The sequence below is a fragment of the Caballeronia sp. LZ001 genome (genome assembly GCF_031450875.1).
GTDB lineage: Bacteria > Pseudomonadota > Gammaproteobacteria > Burkholderiales > Burkholderiaceae > Caballeronia.
The window spans coordinates 1285741-1298968 of the sequence record NZ_JARTVX010000004.1 but is presented as its reverse complement, the minus strand read 5'-3'; the positions used below and the strand labels follow the sequence as shown (position 1 = coordinate 1298968).

Below are 13228 nucleotides of genomic sequence, written 5' to 3'. Positions count from 1 at the left end.
ACTTTTTACGCCAAGCGCCCTAGCTATCATGTCATCGCCGAAGCCACGCATCATCGACATACTCGCCTTTCCCGACGTCCAGTTGCTCGATGTCGCCGGTCCCTTGCAGGTGTTCGCGTCCGCGAACGAACTGGCGCGCGAGGCCGGCATGCCACGCCCTTATCGCCCAAGAGTCGTCGCGCCGGGCGGCACGGTGACAGCATCGGCGGGACTTGGGCTGATCGGCGAAGCGCTGCCCGATGCGCGCGAGCCGTGCGACACGCTCGTCATCGCGGGCGGCTGGGGCGTGCATGAAGCGCTGCGCGACCGCACGCTGGTCGACTGGGTGCGCGCGCGGTCCGCTCATGCACGCCGCACGGCATCGGTGTGTACCGGCGCCTTTCTGCTTGCGGCGACCGGCCTGCTGGACGAACGCCGCGCCGTCACGCACTGGACGCGCTGCGCCGAACTGGCGAGCCGCTTTCCGGCGGTGCGGGTCGAATCCGATCCCATCTTCATCCGCGACGGCGATCTCTGGACCTCCGCAGGCGTGACAGCGGGAATCGACCTGGCGCTTGCGCTCGTCGAAGATGATCTCGGACGCGCGCTCGCGCTCGATGTCGCGCGTCATCTCGTCGTGTTTCTGAAGCGCCCCGGCGGGCAGGCGCAGTTCAGCGCCGCGCTTTCGCTGCAGAAGGACTCGGGCGAACGCTTCGGCGAATTGCATGCATGGATCGCGGAGAATCTTGCATGCAATCTATCCATCGGAACGCTGGCGGCGCGCGTCGGCATGAGCGAGCGCAGCTTCGTGCGTCATTACCGGGCGCAGACCGGCGCAACGCCTGCTCGCGCCATCGAACAAATGCGGCTGGAAGCCGCGCGCCGTATGCTGGGCGACACGGACCTGCCAGTCAAGCGCATTGCGGCACGCTGCGGCTTCGGTTCGGAAGAAACCATGCGACGCGGCTTCGTGCGCGCACTCGGGGTTGCGCCTCAGACTTACCGCGAGCGCTTCGCCCGCGCGGCGGTATCGGCATAAAGTGCATGCAAAAGCCAATCCTGCCGCTTTTTTTGTCATCCATGCTCAAGGCTGTATGCTCGCTGCCGATACCAGAGTAAGAGCGATTGCATGAGGCGCTTCGGGCAACCGTGCGCGAGCCGCTTTGCTTAACCAACCGTCCGACGAGGCGGCCTGAGGGCCTGGAGCGCCGATGAGTGTGTTTTCCGCGTATAACGCGCCACTGCAGGCGGCTCAGGCCGCACAGGAAGACGTGACCGACGCTGGCGCGGACGATGCCGCGCCGGCGAACATCGCACCGTCCATCGACGCCTTGCTGCGGGACACTGCCGCGTCCGCTTGCCCCAACACATGGGCTTGGTATCGCGCGGGCGAGCAATTGCATCTTGAACGCCAGGGCAATGAATTTTGCATACCAGCGTGGCCAAGCGACATCGCTGAGGACCGCCTCGCGAAAGCCTGCGCCGCGCACGGCTGGCATGCCTGGCCGACCGGCCGCGGCGAAAGCGTGCTCGGCTGGCTGCTCGCGCCGGTGGCATACAGCGACAATGCACATCTCGCTGAACTCGCGCGCGCACTTGGTGAACGCGTGCAAGCCGATGTCCTCGCGCGGGCGCAACTCACGCAACGCGTGTTGTATGAGATCGCGTATCTCGCCAGTTCGGTGCCCGAGCGCGCGGACTTTCTGCGTTGCGTGCACGAGCGTCTCGGCACGCTCATCGACGCCGAGAACTTCTACCTCGCGCTCTACGACCGCAAGACCGGCAAGATCACCTATCCGTATTACGTCGATGTGATCGACACGGACGTGGTCGCCGCCGAGAACTACGACATTCTCGATCCCAAGCGTCTTTCGATGACAGGGCAAGTGCTCACGAGCGAGCAGCCGCTCTTCGTGACCGCAGCCGACATCTGCGCCGCCGAACGCGCGGAGCGTTTCTATTGCATCGGCGATCGCCCCGAGTTCTGGATGGGCGCGCCGCTCAAGAATGCGTCCGACGAAGTCTTCGGCATGCTGGCCATGCAGGTCTATGACGTCTCGCGCATGTACACCGCCGAGGACCGCGCGCTGTTTTTAGTCGTGGCGCGTCACGTCGCGATGGCGCTCGACCGTATCCTGCATCGCGCGGATCTGGAAGAACAGGTCGCCCGCCGCACCTCCGAATTGTCGAAGCTCAACGCTGCTTTGCGACATGGCATTGCCGAGCGCGAGCGTTCCGAACATCTGCAAGCAGCGCTATATCAAATCGCGGAATTGTCGAGCCGGCCCGGCGACATGATGGAGTTCTTTCGCAGTCTGCATGGCATCGTCGGCGAGCTGCTCTATGCGCGCAATTTTTATGTGGCGCTCTTCGAAACCGAAACATGCGAAGTCTCGTTTCCCTATTACGTCGATGAGATCGTGCAGGAGCGGCCCGAGCCGCGTCGCGGCCAGCGTGGGCTCACCGAGTATGTGATTCGCGAACGCCGCGCGCGTCTCATCGATCATCAGGAAGCGCTGCGTCTCATCGCGGAAGGGGCGTTCGAAACCGATCACGACGACGTGCGCCTGCGCTCGTGGCTCGGCATTCCGCTGTTCGATGGCGACGTCGTGCGCGGCGTGCTCGCGGTGCAAAGTTACTCGCCGCTCGTGCGCTATTCGCAGCGCGATCAGGAGTTGCTGACTTTCGTATCGCGCCATATCGATACCGCCCTCTCGCGCCGTCGCGATGCCGAAGCATTGCATGCAGCCAACCTCGAACTCGAAGCCCGTGTGCAGGCCCGTACGCGTGAACTCGACGATGTCAACGCGCGTCTGCTGTACGAGAATTCGCACGATGCATTGACCGGCCTGCCCAACCGCAGTCATCTGATGCATCGGCTGCGTGGTGCATGGCACGACTACCAGACACGCGGCGATGAGCTTTCGGTGATGTTCATCGACCTCGATCGCTTCAAGGTGGTGAACGACAGCCTGGGTCATCATTTCGGCGACATGCTGCTGGTGCAGGCCGCCGCGCGTCTGCGCGATTGTCTGCGCTCCTCTGATCTGCTCGCGCGCTTGGGCGGCGACGAATTCGCAGTGCTGTCGCCCAAGGCGCCGGTACGCGACGCGGTGGCGATTGCCAAGCGCATCCTCGCGGCTTTCGATCTGCCGTTTCATATCGAAGAACATGTGGTGTTTTCTTCGTGCAGCATTGGCATCGTGAGCGCGGACACGCAGTTTCATACCGAGCCCGCCGATCTTTTGCGCGATGCCGATACCGCGATGTATCGCGTCAAGAACGCGGGTCGCGACAGCTTCGTCGTGTTCAATCAAGAGCTGCGCCGACAGGTCTCCGATCAGGTCGAACGCGAGGGCGCATTGCGTAACGCGATCAAGCGCGACGACGAGTTGCTGCCGTATTTTCAGCCTATCGTCGATGTAGGGAGTGGCCAAGTGGTCGCGCTCGAAGCGTTGATTCGCTGGCGCCAACCCGATGGACGTATCGTGGCGCCCGGCGAATTTCTGCCTGCAGTGGAAGGGCTGCGTCTCATCGGTCGGCTCGACTTATACATGCTGGAACGCGTCGCCGCGATACTTTCCAATGCCAGCTTTGCGCACTGGCCGCCCGTGCATGTCAATTGTTCGAGCTATAGCATGACGCGCCCCGAGTTCGCCGACGATGTCCTTGCGCTGCTCAGGCGTTATCGCGTGTCGCCATCGCGTGTATGTCTCGAACTGACGGAAGGCGCGCTCGTAGCCGAGCCGGATCTTGCGCGCCGCACCATGCAAAGACTCGCGGATAACGGCATGTCCGTCGTACTGGATGACTTCGGCGCGGGCTTTTCGTCCCTGAGCTATGTGCATCAGTATCAGTTCAGCGGCCTCAAGATCGACAAGTCGTTTATTCTCGAACTGACCGAAAGCCCTCGCAGTCGCGCGATCGTGCGAGCTATCGTGCGAATGGCCGAGTCGCTCGATCTCACGCTTGTGGCCGAAGGCGTCGAGGACGCGGCCACGCTTGCAGTACTACGCGACATGGGTGCAGCGCAGGCGCAAGGCTACTTCTTCGACAAGCCTTTGCCACTAGAGTCGCTGACGCGCAGCGCGCTTGCGCCACGCACTACTTCAAGCGCCATTCTTTGATTCTTGAGCATTGGATCAGGGCATGCCGCCAAGCGAGGGCGAGATGATGCTGCCCGGTTCACCTTCCGGCACGCCGGTGTCGGTCGTCACAGCGCGCATCGATACAGGCGCATGATTAGTGGTGCACGTCTGCAACGAGTCGTTGCCAAGGCACTGCAGGAACGCGTCAGCGCGATCCTTCGTGTCGAACATGTACAACGTGTCTTCGACTTTCACTTCGAGATCGGAAATACGGTCCGCTTCGATTGACATGCTCGCTCCTTCGAGTGGATAGACATATCAATCGGCTAGCATCAAGTGCGCCTGGCGCACGCTGACCTTAGGTACAACGGTTGCTGGTTCGTCGGCCTGGTTCATCGAATGACAAGGCGACTTAAGGAAACCGTAATGACATCCGCGCGAGCAAATAACGACCTGCATGAAGAGCCGCGTACACCCGGCGGCAATCGTCTGAACGAAATCGAGCCGTCCGAAGCAGACAGGGTGATCCCTCGTCCCGGCGAAGCGCTGGAACAGAATCCCGCCACGGACCCTGACAAAGTAGGTACATCCTCTGACAATTCAGGAAACCGGCCAAGACCGCTATAAATAAATTAAATGATCTTGCGGGCAATTTCCAATGATGCAGACGCCTAAGACGCGTTAGGATTAAAGCGCGTCGAATTTTGGGCGCGGATTCGCACGGCGCTAAATCAAGCTTAGAACCGCGCATCGGTCTTGCAACCGCTTGGCCGCTTTAGCAAAAGGAGGCTTTATGAAATGGGAAACCCCTAGCTTTACCGATATGCGCTTTGGCTTTGAAATTACGATGTACATCGCCACGCGTTAATCGCCAAGCAGAAAACGGCCGCACAAAGCGGCCGCTTTCTTTTCAAGGCTTGAGCGGCTCGTGCTACGTTGCACCGTCACCTTCGCTTTTTTGTGGGCCAAGTCCACCCTTTCCTGCCGGTTCAGGTCGGCTGCCTGAACCCAAAGGCACTTCCGCCGTTTGATGCGGATCTTCGTCAAGCCGCCTGTTTTCAGGCTCGATCTCTCCCGCATTAGGCTGACGCACTCCTTGCTTTGGATCGCCTCCTGTCGCTGAACCGGGACCCGGCAGATTGCCGATAGAACCGCCACCGCTTGCTCCGCTGCCAGCATCGCCAAGCGGCTTATCCGTGCTCTTCTGTTCGCTGTCGTTAATCGTCATTGCTTGCTCCCGTTAAAGGCTGTCGGTGCCAACAACACGAGCAACGCGCATTCCACTTCGAACCTCAGCTCGCGACAGTCGATCCGATCACGTCATTAGCCACCGCGTCGACCGCCTGCTTGACGATGCCGACTATCTCATCCACTTCGGCACGCGTCGTGACGAGCGGTGGCGCAAAGCCGAGAATATCGCCGTGCGGCATGGCTCGCGCAATCACACCGCGCTCCAGAGCCGCTGCCGATACCTTCGGCCCGACCTTGAGCGCCGCATCGAAAGGTTTGCGCGCGTCTTTATCGGCCATGAATTCGAGCGCGGCAAGCATACCCGCGCCACGTACTTCGCCCACTAACGGATGCGAATCGAATGCCGCGTGAAGCTGCGCATGCAGATAAGCACCCGTTTCCGCCGCATTCTGCGTGAGGTTTTCACGTTCGAGAATGTCGAGGTTGGCCAGCGCAGCAGCCGCGCAAATGGGATGACCCGAATAGGTCCAGCCGTGTCCCATCGGACCATGCTCTCGCGAGCCCTTGTCGATCACATCCCATACACGTTCGCCCACGATCACGCCCGACAGCGGCGCATAAGCGCTCGTGAGGCCCTTAGCCACGGTGATGAGATCCGGCTTGATGCCGTAATGCTGCGCGCCCATCTTCGAGCCGAGACGTCCGAAGCCGCACACGACTTCATCGGAGATCAAGAGGATGTCGTGCTTGCTGAGCACTTGCTGGATAGCATCCCAGTAACCTTCCGGCGGCGCGATGATGCCGCCCGTGCCCATGACCGGTTCGGCGATGAACGCAGCGATGGTATCCGCGCCTTCCTTCGCGATCAGCTTCTCGAGTTCTTCCACGCAGTATGCGGTGAACTGCGCTTCACTCATACCAGCCGGTGCCTTTCGATACCAATGCGGACAAACCGTATGCTTCACACGATCGATCGGCAAGTCGAAGTGCTGATGAAAGCTCGGCAAGCCAGTGAGGCTGCCCGTGACGATGCCCGAGCCATGATAGCCCCGTTCGCGCGAGATGATCTTCTTCTTGTTCGGGCGACCCAGTACGTTGTTGTAGTACCAGACGATCTTGACCTGCGTTTCGTTGGCATCGGACCCGGACATGCCGTAGTACACCTTCTTCATGCCTTCCGGTGACCACGCGATGATGCGCGACGACAACTCGATGATCGCATCGGTCGAGTGGCCGACATAAGTGTGATAGTAAGCGAGCTTCTTTGCCTGCTCATAAATGGCTTCGGCCACTTCGGTTCGACCGTAGCCGATGTTCACGCAATACAGTCCTGCGAATGCATCGATATAAGTCCGGCCCTGATGATCTTCGATACGAATGCCCTTGGCGCCCGTCACGATCTTGCCCGGCAACGCGCCGCTTGCATGATCGTGCGCGTGCGTGGACGGATGCATGAAGTGCGCGCGATCTTCCGCGAACAAGTGTTCAATCGATTGCTGTTGCTGGCTCATGTGCTTCTCCTTGAAGCGCTATGCGTGTTCTTAACGTGGGTTGAATCAGGCTGCGCTCGAAAGCGGCAGACCCAGATTCCCTAAGCAAAAATATTTCGTTTCGACGAAGGGTTCGAAGCCCTCCGCGCCACCTTCGCGGCCGAGACCCGATGCCTTCATGCCGCCAAAGGGAATGGGCGCGCCCGTGAACTTGACGCCGTTCACCGAGACCATTGCGAAGTCGAGCCGTCGCACCAATTGAAAGATCGTGTCGATGCGCGTGGCGCAGATATAGGCGGCAAGGCCGTATTCCGTATCGTTGGCGCGTGTCACGGCTTCGTCGAGCGTATCGAACGGAGAGATCGCGGAGATGGGCGCGAAGTTCTCTTCATCGTAGATACGCATGCCAGCTCTAGCATCCGCGACAACGGTCGGCTCATAGAACCATCCACCGAGCTCATGCGCGTTGCCGCCGACAGTGATGCGCGCGCCTTGCGTCTTTGCGTTTTCGATACGCGCAACGGTCGCATCGAAAGCGGCCTGATGCATGAGCGGACCGACATCGACATTCGCTTCGAACGCGCTGCCTACCTTCAGTGCCTTGACCGCTTCGGTATAACGTTGCACGAACGCTTCGTACAAGGGTCGCGCCACGAAGATGCGATTCGCGGCGCAACAATCCTGGCCCGATGTCTGAAACTTCGCCCCAATCGCAACGCGCACCGAATGTTCGAGATCTGCGTCCTCGGTCACAATGAACGGCGCATTGCCGCCAAGCTCGAGCGCAAGCTTCTTGATGCCTGCCTGCGCCACAGCCTTTGCCACCAGACCTCCAACGCGCGTCGAACCGGTGAAGCTCACCGCACGCACGCGAGTGTCGCTCACGAGCGCTTCCATGGTCATCTGCGGCTCGCCGATCACGACGTTGAATACGCCTGCGGGAAAGCCCGCCTCCTCCGCGAGTTGTGCAAGCGCCATCGCTGAAAAAGGCGTTTCGTGCGCAGGCTTGATGACAACCGTGCAGCCCGACGCGATAGCGGCCGCGGCTTTGCGCGTGATCATCGCCACGGGAAAATTCCATGGCGTGATGAGCGCCGCAACGCCGACTGGCTCCATGACCGTGCCGAGATGCGCGCCATCGATATGCGTTGGAATGGTGCGTCCTGCAAGGCGTTTTGCTTCGTCGGCAAACCATTCGATAAAGCTCGCGGCATATGCGATCTCGCCCTTCGCTTCGGCGAGCGGCTTGCCTTGCTCCAGCGACAAAATGCCTGCAAGGTCAGACTGATGACGCAAGATCAGTTCATGCCAGCGCATGAGAAACGCGCTGCGCTTTTGCTGGGGTGTCCAGCGCCAAGCTTGAAACGCGCGGTCGGCGGCTCCGACGGCGCTGACGATCTGTTCGCGTTCGAGCATCGGCACATGCCCGATGACGTGCTGGTCGGCGGGATTGACCACCGGGATCGACGCGGCATTGTTGCTATGTACCCAACGGCCGTCCACATAGCACAGCGACTTGAAGAGAACCGGATGTCCTAACAGCATGATGTTCGCTCCTATCGGTTGATTCGCTCTTGAGTCTAATTCGATGGAGTCACTTTAAGCTCATGCAGTCGCGGAATTTTTCGTTATCGATTGCCACGCCTGGTGTTTTTTCTGTTTCGATGTTCGCGACTCAAACTTGCGCCCACTCGGGCGGACCACCGCAATCGTCCTTGATGACCTTGGTCACGATATACGTGAAGTACTTTTCGATGCTGAGTTCCTCGACCAGCAACGAGTCGATGAAGCGCTGGTAGTGGTCTATGTCCCGCGCGACTACATGCAGCACGTAATCGACACCACCACCTGTCGCCACGCACTGCACGATCTCGGACGCTTGTTGCACGCGGTCTTCGAAGCGTCTCATGTCTGACGCGGTATGCCGCGAGAGCGTAACCTCCACGACGATACGGCTTCCCTTGAACGCCGACGTCCAGTCGATATTCGCCCGATATCCCTTGACTATCCCACTTTCTTCGAGCCGCTTCACGCGCTCCCATGCAGGTGAGATCGACAGGTTCACCTTCTCCGCCAGACGCGACTTCGTAATGCGTCCGTCGCCCGCGAGGATGCGTAAGATAGCCAGATCGTATCGGTCGAGTTTGGTCAAGTCAGATCGTCACCGGTATGTTGCGTTCGATGATGTCGGCCACGACAGCCACCGTGTCCCCTGTTTGTACGAGGCCAGGAAAGTGCCTTGCCGCAAGCAGTCCCGCACGCTTTGCGCGATATTCGACCGGCGTCGCGCCAGAGCGCGTGATGTCATAAACACGCGCGAGCACGTCGCCCTCGGCCACCATGTCGCCAAGATCGCGGCACATCTCCAGCAAGCCCGCATGTTCGCTCGTCGTATAGCACGCGTCATCGGGCATATCGAGCAGCGTGGTCGTGCGCGCTTCGCCAATCACGCTTTCTTTGTCGATGATGCCCGCATGGGCGAGGAAGCCATACACGCCGCGTTCCGCGATGGCGACGCTAGCAGCAGTGGATGAACCGCCGCCACCGAGTTCGGTGGAGACGAACACCTTGCCCGCCTCTTCGGCTGCGCTGTCGTATAAACCGACGCTATCGAGTTCGAGCATGCGCATTGAATAAGGTGCGCCGAACGCGCGCATGGCGGCTTCGCAGCGAGCCTGTTGCCGTGCATCCGCCAACACGTGAGTCGCCGCGAACGGAAGAAAATCGAGCGTACGCCCGCCTGCATGAATGTCGAGAACGTAGTCTGCCAAGGGCAGCAAATGACGCTGAAAGTAATCGGCTATCTTCTGCGTCACCGTGCCATCGGGATGGCCCGGAAAGCTGCGATTGAGATTACCCGCGTCGATGGGCGACGTGCGCGTACCCGCGCGAAACGCCGGGTAATTCATGAACGGCACCACGATCACGCGGCCATTGATATCGCCGGCCTTCAACGTCGATGCGAGCTTTGACAACGCGATCGGCCCTTCATACTCGTCACCGTGATTGCCGCCCGTGAGCAACACGGTCGGTCCGTCGCCGCGCTTGATGACCGTGACCGGAATCATTACCGCACCCCACGCCGAATCGTTGCGCGAATACGGCAGCTTCAGGAAGCCGTGTTGTTCGCCGTCGGCTTCGAAGTCGACGGTCGGACTGATCGGTGACGCGCGCATCGTACTACTCCTTCACGAACAATTTGCGAGGCGTATTGCAGAAAGTCTCGACGCCGGTATTGGTAATCAGGATGCTTTCCGTGATCTCGAGACCCCAGTCATCGAGCCATAGTCCCGGCATGAAATGAAACGTCATGCCGGGTTCGAGGACCGTCTTGTCCCCCGGCCGCAAGCTCATGGTGCGCTCGCCCCAGTCGGGCGGATAACTCGCACCGATGGGATAACCGCAGCGGCTATCCTTCTCGATACCCGACTTGCGCAGCACCGCGAAGAACGCATTGGCGATGTCCTCGGTCTTGTTGCCCGGCTTCGCAGCGGCGAGTCCTGCTTCAATGCCTTCGACTACCGCCTTCTCGGCATCGATGAAATGCTGCGGCGGTTTGCCGAGATAAACCGTGCGCGATTGCGGACAGTGATAGCGCTTGAAACATCCGGCGATTTCGAAAAACGTCCCGGCATTCGAAGTGAACGCGGAGTCGTCCCATGTGAGATGTGGCGCCGCTGCATCCGAGCCAGTAGGCAAGAGCGGCACGATAGCCGGATAGTCGCCGCCATAGCCTTCGACGCCCGTGATGCCAGCGTCATAGATTTGCGCGACGAGGTCGCACTTCCTCATGCCAGGCTCGACCTTGTCGAGGATGCGCGCGTGCATCTTCTCGACAATGCGCGCCGCCACACGCATGTATTCGATCTCGCGCGGCGATTTCACCGCACGCTGCCAGTTGACGAGCGCGGTCGCGTCCTTGAACTTCGCGTTGGGCAAGTGCTGAACGAGCGACGCATACGCCTTCGCACTGAAGTAGTAATTGTCCATCTCCACACCGATATGCTTCTTGTCCCATCCGCGCGCGACGATGACTTCAATCGAGAGAAAGTCCATCGGATGACGAACCTGAGACTGCACGTAGTGATCCGGATATCCGACGATATTCTCGTGCGCCATGAACACCGTGCGCTTCGCGCCGTTCGCGTCTTGCCCGCGACCGAACCATACCGGCTCGCCATCCATGGCAAGCAGCACGCATTGATGCACATAGAATGACCAGCCGTCGTAACCGGTGAGCCATGCCATGTTGGTCGGGTCCGTCACGATCATCAGGTCGATACCTGCTTTCTCCATTGCGCGTCGCGTCTTCGCCATGCGCGCGTCGTACTCGCCGCGATCGAACGGCAAGCGCACGACCGGCGCTTCGCCTCGCTTCTCTTGCTTGATTTCGGACATCGTCCCCTCTGTCAAAGCGTCACGTCGTTGTGAAAGATGCTTCCTGCACGCGTCGCGCGTGCTCTTGCAAGCGCAAGTGCTGCAATGGCCGTGTCCTGCGCGCCGGTGCCGGTGAGATCGCATACGGTGATGTCGTCATCGCTCATGCGGCCTTGCACTTGCTGCGCGATGATCTGTCCCAATTCGGCGAACGATGCATCGGCGGCGATAACCCCTGCGCTTATCGCGTGATGTAGTTCGCCAAGCACGCGCGTTTGCTGCAAGCGGTCGCACACGTAGCGCGCCGCCTTGAACACGTCTGGCGCAATCTCGTTCTTGTGCTCGGCATCCGAACCCATCGCGGTGATATGCAAGCCCGCATGAAGATCGCGGGCGTGAATCAAGGGCTCGCGGCTGGGTGTCGTGGTGATGGCGATATCCGCATGCCTGAGCGCGTGGCTCACGCTATCGGCGACAGCGCATTCAAGGCCCGCCGCTTCACAATCGCGCGCGTAGTGCAACGCGCGCTTGCCGTCGCGTGCCCACACGGTCACGTGATCGATGTCGCGTACCAGTCGCAACGCTTTGAGTTGAAGGCGCGCCTGTTCGCCCGCACCGATGATCGCCACACGTTTGGCGTCATGTCTTGCGAGCCAGCGTGCGGCGACAGCACCCGCTGCCGCCGTGCGTACCGCCGTGAGATAGCCGTTGTCGAGCAGCACGGCTTGCGTCAGTCCCGTGCGCGCCGAAAGCACGAGCATGAGACCGTTCAAGCTCGGCAAACCCAGAGAGGGATTGTTGAAGAAGCCAGGACTGACCTTGATCGCAAAACTCAGAAGACCCGGCAAATAAGCGGTTTTTATGTCGACTTCGCCAGCGTGTTCGGGAATGTCGAGGCGAAGAATCGGCGGCATCGCCACCGCTTCTGTCGCAAGCGAACGGAAGGCAGCTTCAATCTGTGCGATCGCATCGAGGTCGAGCGGCACGAGTTCGCGCAGCTCCGCTTCGCCTAGCAAGATGGTGGAACGATCGATTGAAGACGTCATCAAAGCGCTCCAATCAGGCGGCGGTGCGTATCGATATCGATGTTGCAACCGCTCACGACGATAACCACTGGCCCACCTTCTCGCGGCCTGATGGCACCATCCAGCACAGCTGCGATGCCGACGGCCGCTGCGCCCTCCACCACGAGCCGCTCTTCGCTATACGCATGTGCAATGCCGCGAGCAATCGAACGCTCATCGAGGAGCACCATGCGATCGATCAGTTCACGTGTCATCGCGAACGTATGCTGGTTGTCGAGACCAATGCCGCCGCCGAGCGAATCCGCCAGCGTCTCGAGTTCATCGACGAGAACGGGTTTGCCCGCCTCGAGGCTCGCATGCATGGCGGCGCCGCGTTGCATGGATACGCCGATCATTTCGATGCCTGGCCTCATGCCTTTTGCCGCGAATGACACGCCGCTGAAAAGACCGCCGCCCGACAGGGGCACGGCGATAGCGCATATATCGGGAAGCGCTTCGATAATCTCCAGACCGATGGTGCCCTGCCCTGCAATGACGCGCGCATCGTCGAAAGGCGGTACGAACGCATAGCCTTCTTCGCGCACCAGGCGTTGCGCTTCGACTTGTGCATCGTCCTGGCTCTTGCCTGCAATCACGACGCGCGCGCCGAGCGCCGCGACCGCATCCACCTTGTTCGCTGGCACAAGCGATGACATGCACACTGCGGCCTCGATTCCCAGCGCGCGCGCCGCATGCGCGACCGCACGGCCATGATTACCCGTCGATGCCGTCACGACACGCGTGCACCCTGCTTCCGCGAGTTGCGCCAATGCGTTGGTCGCGCCGCGCAACTTGAAGCTGCCGGTAGGCTGAAGCGTTTCGAGTTTGAGGTAGACAGGTGCGTCTACAACGCGCGAGAGTGTCGCCGACTGCACGAGCGGCGTGACGAGCACACGCCCTTCGATGCGTTGGCGTGCGCGATAAACATCGTCGAGCGTGAGTGCGGACATGGCGCGATTGCATTGAGCAAGTGTCGATGCAACCGAGTCTAATGTCCTAAAAAATCGTTTTGAATTGTCCTAGTTCATTTCCGCGCATG

Annotated in this window: 12 protein-coding genes; 3 read left to right on the top strand and 9 right to left on the bottom strand. The window is 60.3% G+C overall.

All coding sequences use genetic code 11. The features are described from left to right. Positions 1–28: 28 nt before the first annotated feature. Positions 29–1018: a GlxA family transcriptional regulator gene (locus tag P9292_RS16670; protein ID WP_309960140.1), complete on the top strand. Its 990-nt coding sequence runs from the start codon at positions 29–31 to the stop codon at positions 1016–1018. Positions 1019–1190: 172 nt separating this feature from the next. Next, positions 1191–4106: an EAL domain-containing protein gene (locus tag P9292_RS16665; protein WP_309960137.1), complete on the top strand. Its 2916-nt coding sequence runs from the start codon at positions 1191–1193 to the stop codon at positions 4104–4106. Positions 4107–4121: 15 nt separating this feature from the next. On the opposite strand, the gene P9292_RS16660 is transcribed toward P9292_RS16665, so the two are convergent. Further along, positions 4122–4358 (bottom strand): hypothetical protein, encoded by a 237-nt coding sequence (locus P9292_RS16660; RefSeq protein ID WP_250467280.1) that lies wholly within the window; start codon positions 4356–4358, stop codon positions 4122–4124. A gap of 502 nt (positions 4359–4860) precedes the next feature. On the opposite strand from P9292_RS16660, the gene pqqA reads away from it, so the two are divergent. Then, positions 4861–4935 (top strand): pyrroloquinoline quinone precursor peptide PqqA, encoded by a 75-nt coding sequence (gene pqqA / locus P9292_RS16655; RefSeq protein ID WP_008353049.1) that lies wholly within the window; start codon positions 4861–4863, stop codon positions 4933–4935. Between the two features lie 63 nt (positions 4936–4998). On the opposite strand, the gene P9292_RS16650 is transcribed toward pqqA, so the two are convergent. The 8 genes from P9292_RS16650 to eutB form a co-directional block, all read right to left on the bottom strand. Next, a complete protein-coding gene (locus P9292_RS16650; RefSeq protein ID WP_250467282.1) occupies positions 4999–5295 on the bottom strand; it encodes a hypothetical protein in 297 nt (98 codons plus the stop codon). Between the two features lie 64 nt (positions 5296–5359). Beyond that, complete coding sequence (locus tag P9292_RS16645; protein WP_250510139.1) at positions 5360–6769, bottom strand: aspartate aminotransferase family protein; 1410 nt, start codon at positions 6767–6769, stop codon at positions 5360–5362. A gap of 45 nt (positions 6770–6814) precedes the next feature. Further along, the gene (locus P9292_RS16640; protein WP_309960130.1) at positions 6815–8293 is read right to left on the bottom strand and encodes an NAD-dependent succinate-semialdehyde dehydrogenase; all 1479 of its coding nucleotides are present in this window, start codon (positions 8291–8293) and stop codon (positions 6815–6817) included. A gap of 130 nt (positions 8294–8423) precedes the next feature. After that, positions 8424–8900: an Lrp/AsnC family transcriptional regulator gene (locus tag P9292_RS16635; protein WP_250510141.1), complete on the bottom strand. Its 477-nt coding sequence runs from the start codon at positions 8898–8900 to the stop codon at positions 8424–8426. 1 nt (position 8901) lies between these two features. Then, positions 8902–9924: a N(2)-acetyl-L-2,4-diaminobutanoate deacetylase DoeB gene (gene doeB, locus P9292_RS16630; protein WP_309960125.1), complete on the bottom strand. Its 1023-nt coding sequence runs from the start codon at positions 9922–9924 to the stop codon at positions 8902–8904. A gap of 4 nt (positions 9925–9928) precedes the next feature. Further along, the gene (doeA, locus tag P9292_RS16625; RefSeq protein ID WP_309960122.1) at positions 9929–11146 is read right to left on the bottom strand and encodes an ectoine hydrolase DoeA; all 1218 of its coding nucleotides are present in this window, start codon (positions 11144–11146) and stop codon (positions 9929–9931) included. Between the two features lie 11 nt (positions 11147–11157). Beyond that, positions 11158–12171 (bottom strand): cyclodeaminase, encoded by a 1014-nt coding sequence (locus P9292_RS16620; protein WP_309960120.1) that lies wholly within the window; start codon positions 12169–12171, stop codon positions 11158–11160. After that, positions 12171–13139: a hydroxyectoine utilization dehydratase EutB gene (gene eutB, locus P9292_RS16615; RefSeq protein ID WP_309960116.1), complete on the bottom strand. Its 969-nt coding sequence runs from the start codon at positions 13137–13139 to the stop codon at positions 12171–12173. The genes P9292_RS16620 and eutB overlap by 1 nt, the downstream gene beginning before the upstream one ends. Positions 13140–13228 lie beyond the last annotated feature (89 nt).